16 protein-coding genes are annotated in these 22,228 nt (G+C 34.7%); 9 read left to right on the top strand and 7 right to left on the bottom strand.

Annotation, left to right across the window (positions count from 1 at the left end; all coding sequences use genetic code 11):
• Positions 1–3: 3 nt before the first annotated feature.
• The 6 genes from JQC67_RS10230 to JQC67_RS10255 all read right to left on the bottom strand — a co-directional run bounded on the left by JQC67_RS10230 (position 4) and on the right by JQC67_RS10255 (position 10,865).
• Positions 4–2,385, bottom strand: coding sequence for an ABC transporter permease (locus JQC67_RS10230; RefSeq protein WP_203252712.1), 2,382 nt, complete (start codon positions 2,383–2,385; stop codon positions 4–6).
• Between the two features lie 53 nt (positions 2,386–2,438).
• The gene (locus JQC67_RS10235) at positions 2,439–4,871 is read right to left on the bottom strand and encodes an FtsX-like permease family protein (protein ID WP_203252713.1); all 2,433 of its coding nucleotides are present in this window, start codon (positions 4,869–4,871) and stop codon (positions 2,439–2,441) included.
• Between the two features lie 52 nt (positions 4,872–4,923).
• Positions 4,924–7,353 carry an ABC transporter permease gene (locus tag JQC67_RS10240; RefSeq protein WP_203252714.1) on the bottom strand — a complete coding sequence of 810 codons (2,430 nt, stop codon included), beginning with the start codon at positions 7,351–7,353 and terminating at the stop codon, positions 4,924–4,926.
• Positions 7,354–7,445: 92 nt separating this feature from the next.
• Entirely contained in the window at positions 7,446–8,141 is a 696-nt protein-coding gene (locus tag JQC67_RS10245; RefSeq protein ID WP_203252715.1) for an ABC transporter ATP-binding protein, read from the bottom strand.
• A gap of 61 nt (positions 8,142–8,202) precedes the next feature.
• Positions 8,203–9,453 carry an efflux RND transporter periplasmic adaptor subunit gene (locus JQC67_RS10250; RefSeq protein WP_203252716.1) on the bottom strand — a complete coding sequence of 417 codons (1,251 nt, stop codon included), beginning with the start codon at positions 9,451–9,453 and terminating at the stop codon, positions 8,203–8,205.
• A 68-nt stretch (positions 9,454–9,521) separates the two neighbouring features.
• On the bottom strand, positions 9,522–10,865 hold the full coding sequence (locus tag JQC67_RS10255) for a TolC family protein (RefSeq protein WP_203252717.1): 1,344 nt from the start codon (positions 10,863–10,865) through the stop codon (positions 9,522–9,524).
• Between the two features lie 279 nt (positions 10,866–11,144).
• Here JQC67_RS10255 and JQC67_RS10260 point away from each other — a divergent pair, with 279 nt between their 5' ends.
• The 9 genes from JQC67_RS10260 to JQC67_RS10300 all read left to right on the top strand — a co-directional run bounded on the left by JQC67_RS10260 (position 11,145) and on the right by JQC67_RS10300 (position 20,821).
• The gene (locus JQC67_RS10260; RefSeq protein ID WP_203252718.1) at positions 11,145–12,506 is read left to right on the top strand and encodes a sigma-54-dependent transcriptional regulator; all 1,362 of its coding nucleotides are present in this window, start codon (positions 11,145–11,147) and stop codon (positions 12,504–12,506) included.
• A gap of 90 nt (positions 12,507–12,596) precedes the next feature.
• Complete coding sequence (locus JQC67_RS10265) at positions 12,597–13,946, top strand: sensor histidine kinase (RefSeq protein WP_203252719.1); 1,350 nt, start codon at positions 12,597–12,599, stop codon at positions 13,944–13,946.
• Between the two features lie 263 nt (positions 13,947–14,209).
• On the top strand, positions 14,210–15,031 hold the full coding sequence (locus tag JQC67_RS10270; protein ID WP_203252720.1) for an SDR family oxidoreductase: 822 nt from the start codon (positions 14,210–14,212) through the stop codon (positions 15,029–15,031).
• A gap of 23 nt (positions 15,032–15,054) precedes the next feature.
• Complete coding sequence (gene uxuA, locus JQC67_RS10275; protein ID WP_203253244.1) at positions 15,055–16,230, top strand: mannonate dehydratase; 1,176 nt, start codon at positions 15,055–15,057, stop codon at positions 16,228–16,230.
• 65 nt (positions 16,231–16,295) lie between these two features.
• Complete coding sequence (locus tag JQC67_RS10280) at positions 16,296–17,336, top strand: sugar kinase (protein WP_203252721.1); 1,041 nt, start codon at positions 16,296–16,298, stop codon at positions 17,334–17,336.
• Between the two features lie 23 nt (positions 17,337–17,359).
• Positions 17,360–18,031: a bifunctional 4-hydroxy-2-oxoglutarate aldolase/2-dehydro-3-deoxy-phosphogluconate aldolase gene (locus tag JQC67_RS10285; RefSeq protein WP_203252722.1), complete on the top strand. Its 672-nt coding sequence runs from the start codon at positions 17,360–17,362 to the stop codon at positions 18,029–18,031.
• A gap of 3 nt (positions 18,032–18,034) precedes the next feature.
• Positions 18,035–19,039, top strand: a complete 1,005-nt coding sequence (locus JQC67_RS10290) for a TRAP transporter substrate-binding protein (RefSeq protein ID WP_317198367.1) — start codon at positions 18,035–18,037, stop codon at positions 19,037–19,039.
• Positions 19,039–19,509, top strand: a complete 471-nt coding sequence (locus JQC67_RS10295) for a TRAP transporter small permease (RefSeq protein WP_203252723.1) — start codon at positions 19,039–19,041, stop codon at positions 19,507–19,509. The genes JQC67_RS10290 and JQC67_RS10295 overlap by 1 nt, the downstream gene beginning before the upstream one ends.
• Position 19,510: 1 nt before the next feature.
• A complete protein-coding gene (locus tag JQC67_RS10300; RefSeq protein WP_203252724.1) occupies positions 19,511–20,821 on the top strand; it encodes a TRAP transporter large permease in 1,311 nt (436 codons plus the stop codon).
• Positions 20,822–20,843: 22 nt separating this feature from the next.
• On the opposite strand, the gene JQC67_RS10305 is transcribed toward JQC67_RS10300, so the two are convergent.
• Positions 20,844–22,208, bottom strand: coding sequence for an aldehyde dehydrogenase (locus JQC67_RS10305; protein ID WP_203252725.1), 1,365 nt, complete (start codon positions 22,206–22,208; stop codon positions 20,844–20,846).
• Positions 22,209–22,228 lie beyond the last annotated feature (20 nt).

The following is a 22,228-nucleotide window of genomic DNA, read 5'->3' on the forward strand; positions in this document are numbered from 1 at the left end:
GATTTACTCCGTTCGCAAACTTTTTACGGGGTTGGCTTTTGCTGCTTTTATACTTTGAAAACTGATAGTAACCATAGCGATTATTAATGAAATAAAACCTACTAATACGAACACCCACCAATCTATCTCTATTCGGTAAGCGAAACCTTGAAGCCAGTCATTCATAAAATAATACGCTATAGGAAAAGCAACAAGCAATGCAATAACCACCAATTTTAAAAAATCTTTGGAAACGAGTAACACTATGGCAACAGTAGAAGAACCCAATACTTTTCTTATGCCTATTTCTTTGGTTCGTTGAATAACACTATGCGATACCAAACCAAACATACCGATACTTGCTATAAAAAGTGCCAGCATTGTAAAAATGTTAAATGTACTGCCCAATCTTACTTCACTATTATAAAGTTGGGCATACGTATCATCCAAAAATTTAACGTCAAAAGGCACCAATGGCACCGCCTCATTCATTACTGAAATGATATACTTTTTTGTTTCTTCAAAATTATTGGGGTTAATAGTCATAATTACCTCACCAAAAGTTTTGGCCCATTGAGGCCTCATTCGCATATAAAGAGGTTCAATAGCCAGATCGAATTTTTGAATATGAAAATCTTTAACAACCCCAATTATGTGTCCATCATCAAACTCTTTTCCTACTGATGTTTTCCAACCTAAAGACTTGGCCGCCGTCTCGTTAATGATATAGGCCTCTTTTTCATCTGTTGCAAAATCTTCAGAAAACGCTCTGCCCTCAACGATCTCCATACCTAAAACATCTATGAAATCATAATCTACAAAAGCTCTATAAATTCCGAGCTGTTCCTTGTTGGTATTGCCCTCCCAGTTATAAATGGGCCCTTGATTATCAAAATCAAGAGGTATTTGAGAACTTATGGAAACCTTATTTATCCTAGAATTTTTAAGCAGTTCGTTTCTTATAACAGCTTCATTCTCGGCAATTTCATTGGTCGAATAGGTTACGTGAACAATATGTTCTTTATCGTAACCTAAGTTTTTGTTTTGCGTAAATTGAAGTTGTTGGTATATGATTAAACTGCCTATTGCTAAAACAGTTGCTGTAGTAAATTGTCCTACTACCAAACCGTTTCTAAGTCTGGCATTTCTTCCTTTATTTTTTAAAAAGTTGCCCTTAAAAGCTTTAATCGGTGAAACACTTGAAAGGAAAACTGCTGGGTAAAGACCGGAAAGACTTCCTACTATAATAGCCATACAAAACATACCAGGTAGTAACCACTTATTACCTACTATGTCGAACGGAATGTTCTTGTCTAGCAACTGACCAAATTCAGGTAAAAGTAGAAAGGCCAACCCCAAGGCGAGTAAAAAACTAAAAATGGTAAAAAGAAATGATTCGCCTAAGAACTGAGCTATAAGATGTTGTCTATTGGCTCCTAAAACCTTGGTCATGCCAATTTCTCTTGCTCTTTGCGCCGACCGTACTGTGGTCAAGTTCATATAATTAATAGACGCCAATAATAAGATAACAAAAGCGATCAGGCTGTAGAGATAAACGTATTTCATATCTCCATTCGGCGTCAGTTCAAAATTAACTTTGGAGTATAGATGAATATCTTTTAAAGGCTGAAGTTTATAAATAGGTGGTTTTAGCCCTTCCTTTGCATAGGCTTCTTTGGGATGCTTTCGATAAACTAATAGCTTAGCTTCCAATTCTCTAAAATCAGTTCCTTGGGCCAATTTCACGTAAGTTACTGCGGCATTATTTCCCCATGCATTACTATTTTTTAAGTATGACGGAGCGGCACTTATTGAAGCAATATAAGAGTAGTTAAAATGTTGATTTTTGGGAGGGTCAGCAATGACTCCTTTAATCGTAAACTCGGCACTACGATTAAAAGTTATGGTTTGGTTTAAGGGAGATTCACTTCCAAAAAACTTTTTAGCCAAGCTTTCGGTAAGTAGAACATTCAAAGGATCCTCTAAGGCGGATTTTCCCACCCCTGAAATCAGCTTAACAGTAAAAACATCAAAAAAGCCTCTGTCTGCGAAAATACCTTTCTCGTTAAATACCTCTTCGCCTCTGTTTAACAGATTCGAACGCAAATCAATACCTGTTTTAGCCTCTACTTCCGGAAAATCACTAACCATGGCCGTGCCTAACGGCAAAGGCGTACCAGAAAACAAATCGGTGCCTTTAAATTCATTGCCCGGTTGTTTGCTAATAACCCTATAAATATCATCTACATTTTCGTGTTGCTTATCATAACTGAGTTCATACTGCACAAAAAGAGCTATTAGAATAAAAGAGGTCATCCCAATGGTCAAACCAGATAAATTAATAATGGAATACAATCTTCCTTTTTTAAAATTTCGCCAGGCGATTTTTAGATAGTTTTTGAACATGATTCTAGTTTTTTTAATCCACTAGAAGCGGACAAGTTGATGCTGTTATTTTTTCACTCTGAACGTAAACTTTTCACTGGGTTAACTATAGCTGCTTTTATGCTTTGATAACTAACTGTTGCTATGGCTATGCCAATTGCCATTAACGCGGCAAGACCAAAAACCCACCAGGCGATTTCAATTCGATATGAAAAATCTTGTAGCCATCTATCCATGGCGAACCACCCAAGTGGAATTGAAATTAAAATTCCAATAAAAACTAGTTTTAAAAAGTCTACGGTTAATCTATATGAGATTTGACCTACTGATGCACCGAGCACTTTTCTAACACCTATTTCTTTTTTTCGTTTCTCGGCGTTAAATGCTGCCAACCCAAATAAACCAAGACATGCGATAAGAATTGAAAGAATAGTGAACACGATAAATATTTGTCCTAATTTTTTTTCTGCCTTATACGTTGTATTAAAAGCCTCGTCCATAAAAGTGTAGTCAAAGGGCTGACCTGGGGCAAGTTTGTTCCAAATATTTTCTATTTGAGCCAAAGAGGTTGATAAATTATCTATCTGCAATTTAATGGCTAGTGAACCTCTTGATTCACCTATTTGCATGCTTAAACCTCTTATGTTTTTTTTCAAGGTTTCGAAATGGAAATCTTTGACCACGCCTACAATTGTAGTAAAGACTACTCCATCATCATCTGTTGGTCTAGTAATTCGTAATCCGATTGCTTCTTCAGGGCTAACATTCATGATTTTCAATGCAGCTTCATTTACAATCAATCCTAACGAATCTGTTACAATAGACTGGTCAAAATCTCGCCCAGCAACTAATTTTAAATTCATGGTTTTGAGATAGTCATAGTCCACCGTCCAGCTTTGCATTTGAATGGCATGTTCTTGTTCCATCTTACCTTCTAGAAAATATGAATTGTCTCTTCTGTAAGATTCGGTTGGTAAATAACCAGTTAGGGTTGCATTTTCTACGAATGCCAATTGTTGAATTTCTTCTTTAAAATTTTTGGCTTTATCACCTGCCGAATATACATTGTCAACTAGTACAATCTTTTCTTTAGAGTATCCTAAATCTTTATTTTGGATAAAATCTAATTGTTGAAAAACCACTATTGTACTTATGATTAAGAATATAGAAATGGCAAATTGAAAAACGACTAATGAGCTTCTTAAACCAGAACCGCCTGCCGATTTATTGCCACCACCTTTTAAAACTTTGACTGGCATAAAACGTGACATGAAAAAAGCAGGGTAAATACCGGCAAGTAAACCGATTAGTAATGTAGCCGAAAGCAATACCATCCAAAAAACTGGATTAAGAAAAGGAATCGACATTTCTTTATCTGCCAATTGATTAAAAAATGGCATAGCAATAAATGAAATTACCACAGCAAAGAGTAGGGAGAAAAAAGTGATAAGGCCAGATTCTGATAAAAACTGCTGCACCAATTCTCTTTTACCCGAACCTAAGGTTTTACGAACGCCAACTTCTTTGGCTCTTTTTAAAGAATACGCCGTGGAAAGATTCATAAAATTAACGCAGGCCAACACCATTAGAAACAAGGCTAAAAATGATAAGATATATACGTCTTGTATATCACCATTTTCACTAAATTCTGGGTATCTATGTGACTTTAAATGAATATCGGTAAGCGGAATTGTATTGTAGCGAAGGTAATTTCCGGAAGCCAAAAACTGCTCTGCGGTTATGCCCGGAAAAGTTTCTTGTGCATACGGAATCACATATTGCTCAAACATTTTGTCTATGCCAATTTGTACGTCTTCTATTTTTGCAGAAGGTATGAGTTTTACAAAAGTTGGAAAATCATGACTTCCCCATTCATCATCTCTAGATTCTTCCCAACCAGACATCGCCATAAAAATATGATGGTCTTTTAAAAAGGAATTTTTAGGTAAATCTTCAATAATACCAGTTACTGTGTAGGTATCGGTATTGCTTAAAATCATTTTTTGCCCGATAGCATTATTAAGACTAAAATGTTTTTCTGCGGCAGTTTTGGTTAAAACCATTGTGTTTGGTTCTTTTAAAGCCGTTTTTACATCTCCGTGAAGTAAACTTAAATCAAACATCGTGAAGAACGTATCATCAACAAAGGTTGCATTCGATTCTTTTACATTGTCTGTCACATCACTTTTACGAATTAGCATACTATACCTATTCCTAAAACGGGTTGTCATTTCAACTTGGGGAATATCATTTTTGATTGCTGCTGCCATAGGTGCAGAAACTTCGGCAAATTCACGAGCTTCACCACCAAATTTTACGTCAGCATTAATACGGTGAATACGATTTGCATCAGTAAACATTTTATCATAACTGAATTCGTCGTAAATATATATTGTGATAAGTAATGCCCCCGTCAAACCAATAGCAAGGCCGAATATATTTAGGCCTGTAAAAAAGGGTTGGTTTTTTAGACTTCGCCAAGCTATTTTTAGATGATTTTTAAACATGATTCTCGTTTTTTGATCCGCTAGAGGCGGACAATTTGATGCTGTTATTTTTTCATTCTGAACGTAAACTTTTAACTGGGTTGGCTACTGCAGATTTTAAAGATTGTAATCCTACAGTAAGTAATGTGATAACTATAGCAAAGCCACCTGCTAACCCAAATACCCACCATTGAATATCGATACGATAGGTAAAATCTTCAAGCCAACGTTCAATTAATAAATAGGAAATAGGCGTAGCAATTAAAAAAGCCATACATACTAATTTTATAAAATCTTTAGTGAGTAAGTGCACTACTGAATGAATGCTGGCACCTAATACTTTTCGAATGCCAATTTCTTTCTTCTTTTGTTCGGCCACATAGGAGATAAGACCGAAGAGTCCGAGACAACTGATTAAAATTGCAAGTATTGTAAAGACTATAGAAATTTGACCCAAGCGCTTTTCTTCGTCATATAGTTTCTCAACTTCTTTGTCTACAAATCTATAGTCGAAGGGAATATTATTGACAGTTGATTTCCACTGTGATTCTAAATTTGAAAGTAGTTGTTCATAGTTGTCGGTTTCAGTTTTTATAAACAACCAGTTGGGTTCATTTTCTTTATGTAAAAATAATGGGGCAATTTCATCTTTTAAAGTGGCATAATGAAAGTCTGAAACAAGACCAATTATCTCCATCTCATACGTTTCATCACCGTAACTTTGTACAAGTTTTGAGTTTAAGACTTCTTCTCTTTTTATATTAAAAGCTTTAATGGTAGCTTCATTCACTATAATTTGGTTGGTTGTATCCCCTTCACGGAAATCTCTTCCTTTTAAAAATGGAATTCCCATTGTTTTAAAATAACCATCGCTTACACCATTGCGTTTTACAATAATATTTTTTTCTCTACTGCCACCAGGTAAGTATAAACCGTTATCCGCTAGTACAATTTCTGATGGCGCATAATTTCCGCTAGATACATTAAGAACACCTGGGATATTTAAAAAAGCAGCTTTAATAGATTCAAACTTACTCGATGCTTCATTGGTGCCAATGCGTAACGCTAATAAATTATTTTTTTGAAAGCCTAGATTTTTACTCTGGGTATATTGAAATTGTTGGGTAATAACAATAACTGTTGCGACTAAACCTATTGAAACAACAAACTGAAAAACAACCAAAGTCTTTCTAAAATTGCCATTCCCAGAGTTTAATAAATTTGAACCTTTTAATGCTTTTACGGGTTTTATTGAGGATAATATAATTGCGGGATATATACCAGCGACAAGACCCGTGAAAATTCCTAATCCAAATAAAATGAAACCGATTTTCCAGTTTAACAAATTAAGATAGCTCAAAGATTCTTGCGTAAGATCGTTGACAAATGGTAAAAGAAAAATAGCAATGGGTATACTAATTATCATTGCGAAAATTGATAGCAAAATTGATTCGCTTAAGAACTGTCGCATTAGTGCATTTTTACCTGCACCTACTACTTTGCGAACCCCAATTTCTTTTGATCTTTTACTTGCACGTGCTGTACTTAGGTTTATGAAGTTGATACAAGCTACAAGTTGAATAAAAAATGCTAAAGTCAATAAAAAATACAGGTACTTAATATTCGATACTTTATCAATTTGGTTTTTTCGTCCATTAGAATATAAATGAATATCGGTTAGGTTAATAAGTGAGAGTATCTTATTATCCATACCAGCATCAGAAAGATTTTTACCTCCTCGTTTTTGAATGAATTCTGGTAACTTATTTTGAAGACTAATAGGGTTGCCTTTGTTGGTAAGTTTTATGTAACTGTATACAAAATTGTTGGTTGCGAAATCATCAAAAGTTTGTACAAAAGTTCCCATACCGGGAGTGCTCATACTAACAATGTAATTTGGGTTAAGGTGTGTTTTGTCAGATTTCTCATCAAAAACACCTTTTACAGTCAGTATTTGTGCATCTTCACCTGTACCCCAAACCACCGTTTTATCCAATACATCATAATTACCAAACATTTTATTTGCCAATTGCGATGAAAGTACCAAAGCATTCGGTCCGTTAAGTGCAGTTTTACTATTGCCTTTTAAAAACTTATAATCAAACATTTTAAAAAATGTAGAATCTGCCATGTAACTTCTAGGCTCATAAAAGGCATCATTACTTTCTGATGCTCGTATTAAATTGCTATAGAAAACATCGGTAAGTACAATTCTTGTTACTTCTTCAACTTCGCCAAAATCTTCTTTCATGGCAAAAGCAATTGGAGGTGAGGTGGTTGCAGAATCAAAATTTTCGTGACCGTCACGTTCAATAATGGTTTCTACTCTATAAATAGATGCTGCATCCGTAAAATGAACATCAAAACCAAACTGTGCAAAAACATAAAGTAGAATAGTAAGGCAACTAACTGTACCTAATGTTAATCCTAGCAGATTAATAATAGTTTGTTGCTTATTCTTAGATAGATTTCTCCAAGCTATTTTGATGTTATTTTTTAACATGACTCTCGTTTTTTGATTGATAACTGCAATGTTGTCCTTGATTAGGGGACCTTGATTGATGAATAAACTCCTTTTTCTTCGAGAATTTGCTTTTAAATGGTTGCCCCGATAGCTCTATTTTTATTTTCAGTAACAATTTGGCCATCGAATAAATTGATGACTCTGTGTGCGTAATGTGAATCTCGATCTGAGTGGGTTACCATAACAATTGTAGTACCTTCTTGATTTAATTCTGTTAAAAGATTCATTACTTCAATTCCGTTTTTTGAATCTAAGTTACCCGTTGGTTCATCCGCAAGAATTAATTTTGGATTTGTTACTACGGCTCTTGCGATGGCAACTCGTTGTTGCTGACCACCAGATAATTGATGTGGAAAATGTTTTTCTCGGTGTGCGATCTTCATACGTTCGAGTACTTTCATCACTTTTTCGCGACGTTCACTTTTTCCCATTTTAAGGTAAATCAACGGTAATTCTACATTTTCGAAAACCGTTAGCTCGTCAATAAGGTTAAAACTCTGAAAAACGAAACCTAAGTTTCCTTTTCGCAGTTCGGTACGTTGGCGTTCTTTAAGTCCGCCCACCTCATGACCAGCAAATTGGTAGCTGCCTTCAGTAGGGTTGTCAAGCATACCGATAATGTTCAGCAGCGTAGATTTACCACAACCAGAGGGTCCCATAATTGCCGCAAATTCACCATCTTCAACTTTAAAGTTTACATTATTTAGTGCCAAGGTTTCTACTTCTTCAGTTCTAAAACTTTTCTTTAAGTTTTGTATTTGTATCATATCTTGTTTTCTAATTGATTGTTGTTATAAAAGACTATTGTATTTCGTTTTCGTAACAGTTTTATTTTAAAACTATTTTTTCTGCTTCTCCAAAACTATCGTAATTACTGGTTATTACTTTTTCACCAGCCCGCAGGCCTTCTAACACTTCATAGTATCTAGAGTTTTGTTTTCCGATACGTATGTTTCGTTTTAATGCTTCATCACCGTCGGCGTTTACCACAAAAATCCATTGACCACCCGTACTTTGAAAAAAGCTGCCTTTTGGCAACAATAAGGCATCGTTTGATTCACCTAATTGTAATTTGATATTATAGCTTTGCCCAGATCTAATGGTTTCTGGTTTTTCTTCTGTAAAAACTAAATCCACTTTAAATTTTCCGTTACGTACTTCGGGGTATACTTTTCGCAATCGTAACGGGAACGCATTGCCATTACGCTCTAGTACTGCAACTAAATCGCGTTGTACGCGATCAATATAATGTTCATCAATACTAGCTTCAATTTTGTAATCGGTAAGTACATTAATTTGTCCGATGCGCTGACCTTGCGTTATATTTTGGCCAATTTCGGCATCAAGAAAACCCAGTTGTCCATCTGCAGGAGCACGTACGTTAAGATGATCTAAACGTTGGTAAACCATACCCAATGTTTTATGCATCCGATTTAAATCAGCTTCTAAAACAGGTAATGAAGTCTCTCTTAATTCATCGTCATTTTCGGTCTGTACTTTTACTATTTCATATTGTTTTTGAGAAAGTTCATAGTTTTCTTTAGAGAGTTGATATTCTTCTTTTGAAATCAATTCATCTTCAAACAGCGCTTGGTTTTGTTCAAAATTTCTTTTCAATCGTTGCAACTCCGTACTGGCCGTTGCTAAAGATTTTCTTCCATTTATTTGTCGTGAATCAAATTCAAGTCTTGTAGAACGTAAATTATTTTCCTTCAAGGCCATATTACTTTCACTGTTTAAAATCTGCTCGTAAAGGCCAATGTTATCAAGCTTTAAAATGATATCACCCTTTTTGACCATCGCACCTTCTTCTATCAATTTTTCATCAACTCGGCCACCTTCGTATGCATCCATATAAATAGTAGCAATAGGAGCAACATTACCATTTATAGTAATGTAGTCATCAAATTTACCCTGCGTAACATCAGCTATTGATAGCTTATCTTTTTCAGTTCTAAAGGTTGACACCGATGTAGCGAATAGCAATTGATATCCCACAAAAAGTATTAAAATGCCAAGCGCAATATATCCGTAATGTTTTGGGCGTAATCCTTTTTTCTTTTCTAGTTGTATGTCCATTTTTTCTTTGTTCGTTGTTTACTATCGCTTGATAGATTTTGAAATGCTAATACACTTCATGCTGCTTTTTAATTAATATTAAATACGGGTAACCCATTATAAAAATCGAGTGTACTTTGATTGATTTCTGACCTTAATCGTACTTGTAAATTTTCGTTTTGAGCACTTGCAAATAGATTTTTAGCGGTAAAAAGTTCAATTGCATTTATCATCCCTTTTTCATAACGTTTCTGAGCAATAGTAAATGCCAGTTGCTGCGCTTCCATTTTTTTTGTACTCTGATCAACTTCTATTTGTAAGGCTTCATATTCTTGAACTAATTGTTGAATGGTTTGAAAAAGTTCTTGTTCTTGAATTTCTAGATTATTCTCGCTACGCAGACGTTCTATTTTGGCTTGTTTTACTCTTGATCTTGCAGACCAACCATTACTAATAGGTACGCTTAAATTTAAACCAACATATTGAGAAGTGTTATCTCTAAACTGCTCACGAAAGGGTAGGGTGTTACCTAAAGTATCTCTGGTTGTTTCAAAATAACCAGTACCCGTTCCGGCAAAAGCTGATAATGACGGATATAATCTACCACGAGCAATTGCAACCTGCTTTTTTGCAGCCATAGCACGTAATTCTTGTGCTTTGATCATTGGAAAAAATTCTTTAGCAGTTGCATAAACAGAATCTGTCTGCACGGTATTTTGTTGTTCAATAGTCTCTTTTTGCAGCACTGATTGAATTTCAATTTCACTTGTGTTTTCAATATTCATTTCTTGAATTAAGAGCAACTTAGCAGCCTTTAACTGATTCTCGCTTTGTGTAAGATTCAATTTATCAGTAAGTAATAATGATTCTGCTTCATAACGATCAGCACCGGCTTTTAGACCAAGTTCAATTTGCTTATTAACTAAATCAAAATTTGATTGCGAAACGTCTAATTGTTCATTAGCAATGGCCACTAAACCTTCATAAAATTGAATGTCATAGAACACTTGCATTACCCGAAAGGCAAGTAAGTATTTTTGTTGCAATGCATCTTGTTGTGTTGCTTTATACAAAAATTTAGAGGCTTTAATTGAATTTAATTTTTGAAAGCCCTGAAAAAGATCAATTGATGATTCTAAAGAATAATTGTTAGAAAAGAAATCTTGGGTAACGAATGTTCCTGTATTTGGATCTTCAGCTCTACCAAAACTGATATTATAACTAGTACCTGCGTTTATATTTGGTAGTAGATTTCGAACTGATTGCCGATAGGTTTCTTTACCAGATTGCTCTGTATAATTAAAATCATTGAGTTGTAAATTATGAGTTAAAGCGTAAGCAATACATTCGTCTAGTGTCCATTTTTCTTGGGCAGCAACTCGTGATCCAATAAGGACCAGCAATGTAAGTAGTATTGAAAATTTCAAATTCATAATATATTGATATGCCAATCTATTAGCTATTCATGTGCCATAAAATTAACAATCTGAATATCAGTTGGTTGCGATTAATTTTAAAAAATGAATCGTTTTACACTGTAAAATAGTTTTACAAGTATTGTCAAAAAATTGGACACATTGCTCAAAAAGTAAATTACTAATTGTAGTTTTAAAAATACGTTGACTCCCATTAATAGGAGTCTCAATACAATTTTATAATTGATTGAATTTAATTGGAATGTTTTTTGGGAGCTTTTTACTAAACTGTGAAATATGTTAAATGCCAAGATTTTAGTTGTAGACGACAACAAAAGTGTATTGAGTGCTCTTGAGATACTTTTGCAGTTTGAGTATCAAACCGTTGAAACAATTTCAAACCCTAATCAATTACCCTCATTTAAAGATTTACCTGATTTTGACATAGTATTACTTGATATGAATTTTTCGGCTGGAGTTAATACAGGTAATGAAGGACTTTATTGGTTGCGAGAAATTAGAAAGAAAGCACCTGAGATATCTGTTATTATGATGACTGCATATGGTGCTGTTGATTTAGCTGTAAAAGCATTAAAAGAGGGAGCTGCTGATTTTGTGTTGAAACCATGGAACAATGATAAACTTTTGGCAACAGTTAAGTCGGCTTATGAATTGCGAAAATCACGTAAAGAGGTTAATAAGCTAAAACAGAAAGAGGATAATCTTAAGCAAGTAATCAATCAGCAAAAGAATTATATTATTGGTAATTCTAAGGCTTTAAACACCGTATTGAAATTGGTTGGTAAGGTGGCTAAAACAGATGTAAATGTTTTAGTAACTGGTGAGAACGGAACAGGAAAAGAATTGATAGCTAGAGAATTACATAATTTGTCATTGCGAAAAAACGAAGTTTTTATTGCAGTTGATATGGGTTCTATTTCTGAAAATCTTTTTGAAAGTGAACTATTCGGACATATAAAAGGTTCTTTTACTGATGCGAAAGATGACCGGGCTGGAAAGTTTGAAGCTGCAAATGGAGGTACTTTATTTTTAGATGAAATTGGTAACCTGTCACTTCAAACCCAAGCGAAATTACTTTCTGCCATACAGAATAAAACAATTGTGCGCGTTGGTTCAAATAAACCAATTGCTGTTGATATTCGTCTTGTTTGTGCTACAAATGAGAATTTAGATAAAATGGTTGCTGATGGGCTTTTTCGGGAAGATTTGTTATATCGTATAAATACAATAGCTGTTGAGGTGCCGCCACTTCGCGAACGAGAACAAGATATTCTGGTATTAACTGATTTTTATTTGCAAAAGTTTGCTTCTAAATATGGCAAACAAGGCCTGCGAATTAATCAAGATGCTCAAGAAAAATTATTGACATATCCATGGCCAGGTAATGTTCGCGAATTATTACATACGGTTGAAAGGGCTGTGATTCTATCGGAAGGCCTAGTTTTAAAACCAATTGATTTTTTACTCAATACAAAGTCGCAAATGCCAGTTGAAAAAGGACAAATGACTTTAGAAGAAATGGAACTGCAAATGATAACTAATGCACTTGACCAAAATGATGGCAACTATAGTGCTGCCGCCGAGCAATTAGGTATTTCTAGACAAACATTATATAATAAAATGAAAAAGCTAAAATAAAAGATGTCAAATACTATTTGTTGTATGAATAGCTTTTTTAAATCCAAACTAAATTAAACAAGTAAATTGAACCTTAATTGAATTTTATAGATGGTAAGTAGGCATATTTATTTACAGTTGATTTTACGTATTCTGTTAATACCAGTTGCGGGACTTGGGTTTGGTTTTTTCTTCTTTAATGAGCAATATATTTTATGTGGGGTAGCTGTATTCATTTTAATTCTATTAACTACTTCTTTAATTCATTATGTAAATCAGACCAATAGAAAGATTGCTTATTTTTTTGATGCTATTAAGAACGAAGATTTCACGCTTCGTTTTCCCGAAAAGTTGAGCGTAAAATCGTTAGAAGAATTGAATCATAGTTTAAATATGTTAAACGAGATGATTCAAGAAATTCATTTAAAAAAGCAAGCGCAAGAACAATATTATCAAGAAATAATTAAACAAGCAGATATTGGTATTTTAACGATAAATGATAAGGGGCATATATTATTCGCTAATGCTACCATTGAGAAGTTATTCAATTATACCCCACTAAATCATATAAAACAATTAAGGCAGGTAGATGAAGATTTGTATGAACTATTTAATGATTTAAAGCCCTTTGAAAGAAAATTGGTACAGTTAACTAATGAGAGAGAGAAGAAGCAGTTAGCTTTAAAATCAACTGCTATTTCTTTCGAAAAACAAGATCTTTTGTTAGTGGTTGTTCAAGATATTGATAAAGAACTTGATGAAAAAGAAACAGATTCTTGGGTAAAATTAATTCGTGTGCTTACTCATGAAATAATGAATACGATTACCCCAATAACTTCTATTTCTGAATCCATTTTAAAATATTATAAAACAGATAAGGGATTAATACCCATAGAGAATATAGAAGAAAGTCATATTAAAAACACAACTAAGGGCTTAGAAGTTATTAAACAACAGGGTGGAGATTTAATGGAATTTGTTCAGTCATACCGAAGCTTTCTTAGTTTGCCGAAACCTGATAAAGCACTTATAAAAGCAGATCGACTTTTAGATAAAATTAAAGTATTGATGGATCAAGAAAATGATGATTCAAAAGTGAAATTTGAAATCATCGTAAATCCATTAGATTTAGAATTTTATATTGATGAAAAACAAATTCTACAAATATTAATCAACCTTTCAAAAAATGCCCTTCAATCTTTAAAGGGACAAGAAAATGGAATAATAAAAATAATTGCTGCGCTTTCAACGGGCGGTGAAAAGTATATTCAAATTCTTGATAACGGTCCTGGAATTGAACCAGAGTTGATTGATGAAATTTTTGTTCCATTTTTCACGACCAAAGATACGGGTACAGGTATAGGTTTGAGTCTGTCTAAACAGATTATGCATTTACATGGCGGTACTATTAAGGTACACTCGGTGCCAAATAAACAGACTTCATTTTTGTTAGTATTTTAACGGCCTAAAACATAGAATTCGCAACAGACTTCGCTTTTATTGTATAAAATAGCAGTTTTACTTTTGATTCTTGAAAAGATATCTATATTTGCGTTAACGTTAACGAAAAATGTACTTTTTTGATAATTGTTGATTTTAAATCAACATTTTTTGGTAATAAATTTTAAGCATCTGATACAAGGTTGATTAACTTAAAATGGTCTATTCAATATATGTTGGATTGAAAGTAGAAAAAGGTATTTAAATATAATTTATTGTATAGAATGGAGAAGATTAACTTATTTGATATTTCTGGTAAAATCATAGTTATTACAGGTGGTGCAGGTGCTTTGGGTGGTAATATGGCAGCCTATTTATTGGCCCAAGGAGCGAAGGTTGTAATTCTTGATTTGTTTCCTGAAAGCGTTGAAAAAAGAGTAGGCGAATTAAAGGAAATAAGCTCAGATGTTATTGGAATAGCAGGCAGTGTTTTAGATCAAGAGCATCTAGGAAAAGCAAAATCTGAAATTCTTGATAAATGGGGGAAAATAGATGTGTTGATTAATGCTGCTGGCGGAAACATGCCAGGTGCAACCATTGGTGTTGATCAAACTATTTTTGATTTAAAAATGGACGATTTTAAAAAGGTGTCAGAATTGAACCTAAATGGTTCAGTTTTACCTTCAATGGTTTTTGGTGAAGTAATGGCAAATCAGCGCTCAGGAAGTATCATAAATATATCATCAATGACTGCTACACAGGCGGTAACTAGAGTAGTAGGCTATTCGGCATCTAAAGCTGCGATAGATATTTTCACAAAATGGATGGCTACAGAAATGGCACTTAAATTTGAAGGTAGCGTAAGAGTAAATGCTATTGCCCCTGGTTTTTTTATTGGAAATCAAAACCGTGCTTTATTGACAAACGAGGATGGAAGCTACACGGATAGAGGAAATACAATTATAGCAAACACTCCTATGAAACGTTTTGGTGATGCTGATGAATTAAACGGTGCTATTCACTGGTTAATGAGTGATGCCGCATCATTTGTAACAGGTACTATTGTACCAATTGATGGAGGGTTTAGCGCTTTTAGCGGAGTATAATTTAATAGAAAGTACACATGAAGATGCAACAAACATGGAGATGGTATGGTCCTAATGATCCAGTCTCCTTAAATGATATAGTACAAGCAGGTGCAACAGGTGTTGTTTCTGCACTTCATCAGATTCCAAATGGAGAAATTTGGACAGTTGAAGCAATTAAAGAACGTAAAAGTATAATTGAATCTGCCGGCCTTGAATGGAGCGTAGTTGAAAGTATTCCGGTACACGAGAATATAAAAACCCAATCTGGTAATTTTCAAATATATATTGAAAATTATAAAACTAGCATACGCAACTTGGCTAGCTGTGGTATTCATATCGTATGCTACAACTTTATGCCAGTTTTAGATTGGACAAGAACCTCATTAGATTATGAAGTTGAAGATGGGTCTAAAGCTTTGCGTTTTGATGTTATTGCTTTTGCAGCTTTTGAGTTGCATTTATTAAAAAGACCTGGAGCAGAAAATAGCTATACAGAAGATCAACAGCAAAAAGCTAAATTGTATTTTGATTCTTTATCTGAAGATGATAAAACAGTACTCGTAAAAAATATAATTGCTGGTTTGCCAGGCGCTGAAGAAGGGTATACACTTGACCAATTTCAACAAATATTAGATACGTATGCAGAAATAGATGCACAAAAATTAAGAGAGAATTTAGTGTCTTTCTTAAAAGATATTGTGCCTGTAGCAGCTGAGAACAAAGTGGTGATGTGTATTCATCCTGATGATCCACCATATCCAATTTTGGGGCTTCCAAGAGTTGTAAGCACTGAAGAAGATTATGCATACCTTTTTGAACAAGTACCAAATATTGCAAATGGTATTACCTTTTGTACGGGATCTTTAGGGGTAAGAGCTGATAATAATCTTGTTCAGATCTTCAATAGATTTGCGGATCGCGTACATTTTTTACATTTAAGAAGTACGCAACGTGATGAACAAGGTAATTTCTATGAAGCAAATCACTTAGAAGGTGATGTTGATATGTTCGGTGTTGTAAAAGCAATTCTAACCGAGCAGAAAAGAAGAGTTAGTGAAGGAAGGGCAGATGCTTCAATTCCGATGCGTCCAGATCATGGTCACCAAATGCTAGATGATCTTCATAAGAAAACCAATCCTGGTTATTCAGGTATTGGAAGATTGAGAGGATTGGCAGAGTTAAGAGGATTAGAGCATGGTATTCATGCTTCTATATAAGAAAGTTTTTTATAACTTACTATTTCCGATATTGTAATAAAGTTTATAACTAGAATTAATTAAGAATGAAAAAAGTAGTGACTTTTGGTGAGATAATGTTAAGATTATCACCTCCTGGTTTTTTAAGGTTTTCACAAGCAAATAGTTTTGATGTAGTATATGGTGGTGGTGAAAGCAATGTTGCAGTATCATTAGCTAATTATGGTGTGCCTGTAGATTTTGTAACTCGATTGCCTAAAAATGATATTGGAGAATGTGCATTAATGGAAATGCGTAAAAGAGGCGTTGGCACAGATAAAATTATTTATGGTGGTGATCGTTTAGGCATCTATTTCTTAGAAACAGGTGCAGTTACTCGTGGTAGTAAAGTTGTTTATGATCGTGATCATTCTGCAATTGCTGAAATTGAAAAAGGCATGATTGATTGGGAAAAAGCCTTTGAAGGTGTTGAGTGGTTTCACTGGACAGGTATTACACCTGCAATTTCTCAAGGTGCTGCAGATGCTTGTCTTGAGGCAGTAAAAGTAGCCCGTAAAATGGGCGTTACTATTTCTACCGATTTGAATTACCGCGCTAAATTATGGAATTACGGGGTTGAGCCAGAAGGAATAATGACTGAGCTTACATCGTATTGTGATATAATTCTCGGAAATGAAGAAGATGCAGAAAAGCACTTTGGCATAAAACCAGAAGGACTTGATATTACTACACAAGGTGAACATGTAAAGGCTGAAGCTTTTCTTTCAGTTTGTCAACAAATGATGAAAAAATTCCCGAATGCTAAAAAAGTAATTACTACTTTAAGAGGATCAATTTCTGCATCACATAATACATGGGCAGGGGTTCTTTATGATGGAGAGAAAATGTTGAAATCACGCGAATATCAAATTACACATATAGTTGATAGAGTAGGTGGTGGTGATTCATTTATGGGTGGATTGATTTACGGATTACTTAAATATCCTGAAGATGATCAAAACGCATTAGATTTTGCAGTTGCAGCTTCATGTTTGAAACACACAATTCAAGGTGATGCTAATTTGGCAACTGTTTCAGAAGTTGAAAAATTAATGGGTGGCGATGCTTCCGGAAGAGTAGCAAGATAATATTATATAAAAAACAATAGTTAATGGCACAATACTCAAGAATAGAAGTAGCAACGGTAATGAAAGAAACAGGCATGGTGCCTTTGTTTTATCATCCCGATATTGAATTAGGCAAAAAGGTGCTTAAAGCTTGTTATGATGGTGGTGCACGTTTGTTAGAATTCACTGCTAGAGGTGATTTTGCATATGAAGTTTTTCTAGAGTTAAACAAATATGCAATTAAAGAACTTCCCGGAATGATTATGGGCGTAGGTTCAATTACCGATGCAGCAGCTGCTTCATTATTTATGCAAATGGGAGCAAATTTTATTGTAACACCTTCTTTAAGAGAAGATATTGCAGTAGTTTGTAATCGCAGAAAAGTTTTATGGTCACCAGGGTGTGGTTCATTAACAGAAATAAATAATGCTGAAGAATTGGGTTGTGAAATTGTAAAATTATTTCCGGGTTCTACTTATGGTCCTGGTTTTGTAAAAGCAATTAAGGGGCCTCAACCATGGACGAGTGTTATGCCAACTGGTGGAGTTTCAACTGAAGAATCTAATCTCAAAGGATGGTTTGATGCGGGTGTAACCTGTGTTGGTATGGGTTCTCAGCTAATTAGTAAAGATGTACTTGCAGCAGGTGATTTTGCGCAACTGGAAGAAACAGTAAAAAGTACGCTAGCATTAATCAAACGCCTTAAAAATAAATAGTCCGTGGCTAAATTTTTAAAAATTATTGAATTTAGAAAATTGTTTTCGTTGATGCTGCTTGTTGTAGCAGCATCAACATTTCAATCTTGTTCATCTACAAAAGATTCAAAACTGCTTTATTTTGCGCACTCATTACCCATGTCACATCCCGTGCACAAAGGTATTGTGGCCATGCAAGAAGCATTAAATGAAAAGTCTGATGGCAAGTTGCAGATAAAAATATTTCCTGATGGTCAGTTAGGTTCTGAACGTGAAGCCTTAGAGCTTTTACAAATTGGGAGTATTGCCATGACTAAGGTTAGTGCTTCTGCACTTTCAAATTTTGCGCCAGAGTATCAAATAACTGTTATTCCTTACCTATTTAGAGATAGTGATCATTTGTTTCGTAATCTAGAAGGTGAGGTAGGTAAACAGTTATTAGAAGGTGGCTCTGAATATTTGTTACGCGGCATTTGTTTTTATGATGCTGGTGCTAGAAGTTTTTACACCAAAGATAGACCAGTACATTCGCCAGATGATTTAGATGGCTTAAAAGTACGCGTACAAAATGATCAAATGTCAGTAAGCATGGCAAATTCCTTAGGGGCTTCTGCTACGCCAATGTCTTTTGGTGAATTGTACACTGCATTACAACAAAATGTTGTAGACGGTGCAGAGAACAATATTCCTTCATTTGTAAGTTCCAATCATTTTGAGGTATGTAAGTATTATATTTTTGATGAGCATACCATGGTACCTGATGTTGTAATTATAGGCACTAAATTTTGGGATTTATTATCAGACGAAGAAAAAGGATGGTTAGAAGCTGCAGCAAAAGAAAGTGTTGCCAAGCAAAAAGTATATTGGGCAGAAACTGTTGAAGAAAATATGAAAATGTTAAAAGAGGCTGGGGTAGAATTTATTTATCCTGATAAAGCACCTTTTGTAGAGAAGTCTAAACCTGTAATGGAACGTTTGATGCAAAACCCGAAATTGAAACCAATCATAGATAAAATAAATTCCAACTAATGGAGAAGACGTATCATTTGTTGAACAAAATTATAGAAACCCTATTGGTAGTGATATTTGGGCTATTGGTCATTGACGTAGTCTGGCAAGTAGTGTCACGTTATGTGGTAGGGCAATCGAGTTCATTCACAGAAGAATTTGCACGTTTCGCATTAATATGGCTAACTGTTTTAGGTGCAGCATATATTAATGGACAAAAAGAAGGTCACCTCTCAATGGATTTTCTATTGTCAAAACTGACTGAGGAAAAGCGAAACGGCAGAAAGAAAATCATTCAAATATTAATGGCACTTTTTGCATTCATTATTATGATTGTTGGCGGTGGAAATTTGGTATACACCACCTTGAGTTTAGGGCAAGTTTCATCAGCGCTTCAACTTCCATTAGGCATCGTTTATGCAATTGTACCTATCTCAGGTATAATGATTTTATTTTTTTCCATCTATAATATCAAGAAATTAAACTTTTAATATGAGCATCGAAACTATTAGCATACTTGTTCTTTTTCTAAGTTTTATAGGATTATTGGCTTACGGCGTTCCTGTGGCATATGCAATTGGTATTTCAACTACCATTACATTGGTTTTGAATATTGCATTTTTACCAGCTACTACAACCGCTGCGCAACGAATGACTACGGGTATAGATAATTTTGCATTACTAGCAATACCTTTCTTCATATTGGCAGGTGAACTCATGAATACGGGTGGCATAGCAAAACGACTCATAGACTTTGCAAAATCGCTCATTGGTAGTTTACCTGGCGGATTGGCATTTGTAAATATTATTGCTGCTATGTTATTTGGAGCAATTTCAGGTTCTGCAGTTGCAGCAGCATCAGCAATAGGAAGTACCTTAACCGAAAAGATGGAAAGTGAAGGCTACCCAAGAGAGTTTAGTGCAGCCGTTAATATTAGCTCATCAACAACAGGTTTATTAATACCACCGAGTAATGTGTTAATCATATTTGCACTTGCCAGTGGGGGTACAGCATCTGTAGCAGCGCTTTTTATAGCGGGCTACATTCCTGGGCTTTTAGTAGGGTTGGCACTAATGATAATGGTTTATATCTATGCTATTCGAAAGGGTTTACCTAAAGCAGATAGAGTAAGTTTTAAGCAATTGTTTTTAGATTTCAGAAGAGCAATTTTAAGTTTAACCTTATTAATTATTGTTGTTGGTGGTATAGTAATAGGTGTTTTTACAGCAACAGAAGCAGCTGCTATAGCCGTAGTCTATGCGATGCTATTAGGCTTTATTAATAGAGAACTTAAGTTTAGTGACTTTAAACCTGTTCTTTTACGAAGTGCTAGAACAACGGCAATTGTTATGTTTTTAATTGCTACTTCAATGGCAATGTCATGGTTATTTTCTTTTGAAGGAATTCCGCAAATGCTGACCTCTGCCTTATTGGATAATGTGAGTAACCCAATTATCATTTTCTTAATGATAAACATTATTTTATTGATCGTAGGTACTTTTATGGATATGACTCCAGCAGTCTTAATTTTTACACCAATATTTTTACCAGTTGCAATGGCTTTAGGTATGCACCCAGTTCAATTTGGAATGATAATCGTTTTGAATTTGTGTATTGGTGTTTGTACTCCGCCTGTAGGAACCTTACTCTTTGTGGGTAGTGGTGTGGCAAAAGTGCCGGTGACAAAAGTTATTAAACCACTATTACCACTATTAGGTGTGATGGTGTTCGTACTAATGTTAATCACCTATTTTCCTGAAATTTCACTTTGGCTTCCTAGAACATTTGGATTGATTGATTAGAAACTAATTTTTAGTTACTGATTTAAAAGAGATGTTTTATCTTCTTTACTAGCTGCATTGGTAAATTGTAAGGAGGATAACGTAATGGAGCATCAAACCAATTGGCTTTCTTTATGATTGCTTTTTGGTGTGAAAACATATCAAATGACAATCTACCGTGGTAAGCACCGATTCCACTTGCACCAACCCCACCAAAAGGTAAATTTTTATTTGTTATTTGAATTACGGTATCATTAATAGCACCACCGCCAAAACTATAGCTATTCAATATTTTCTCTTGAAATTTCTTTCGTTTTGAGAAAACATAAGTGGCCAAAGGTTTGCCATAATTCAGTATATGTTTGCGAATATCAGCCTCAGTTTCGTACGCAATTATTGGAAGAATCGGACCGAATATTTCACCGTGCATCAATTTAGAATCTAGACTTGGTTCGTTTACTAAAGTAGGAGCGAGGTAGTTGTCTTTGTCATTGCATTCACCACCAAAAAGTATCTCTTGGCCTTCTAACATTGTCTTAAGGTTATTGTAGTGCTCTGCGTTAACCGTACGTGCGTAATCAGATGATTCTTGAATATTTTCTCCGTAACATTTTGTGATATGCTGTTTTAATGCCTCAATGAGTTTTGCTTTTACATTTGTGTGAACCAAAATATAATCCGTAGCAATACACGTTTGTCCGGCATTCAAAAACTTACCCCAAACGATGCGTTTAGCTGCTAAATTTATAGCGGCTGTTTCATCAATTATAGTCGGATTTTTTCCTCCCAATTCAAGTGTTACTGGTGTTAAGTGTTTTGCGGCGCTCTCATATACAATTTGACCTACGCGTGAACTTCCTGTAAAGAATATATAATCCCATTGTTCATTTAATAGCCGTTGTGATACTTCCACACCACCTTCAATAACTGTAGCATGTTCAGGTTCAAAAACAGTATTAATTATTTCTGCTGTAATTGCAGATGTATGAGGCGTAGCTTCAGAAGGTTTCAATACAACAGTGTTGCCTGCGGCTATAGCACTTATTAGTGGCGCAAATGCAAGTTGAAACGGATAGTTCCAAGGTGCTATTACAAGTACGGCACCGTAGGGCTCTTTATAAATCCAATCAGAAGATGGCCAGTTCAATAGGCTTGCTGATTTTCTTTCCGGACTTGCCCAATATTTAATTTTTTTAATAGTTGTTCTTAGTTCAGCCAAAACAAATTGTGTTTCGGCTGCTAAGGTTTCAAATTTTGGCTTTTTAAAATCTTTGTAAATAGCTTCGGCAATAGCATCCTCACGTAGCGTAATTTCTTTCTGTAGTCGCTGTAAAGTTTTTTTACGAAAGGCAACATCCTTCGTTTTTTGACTAGCGAAAAATTCACGTTGTTTTTCTAATACTTCCATTGCCATTTTAATTATCACAT

Origin of the sequence: Aurantibacter crassamenti, from assembly GCF_016811105.1 — a bacterium.
GTDB lineage: Bacteria > Bacteroidota > Bacteroidia > Flavobacteriales > Flavobacteriaceae > Aurantibacter_A > Aurantibacter_A crassamenti.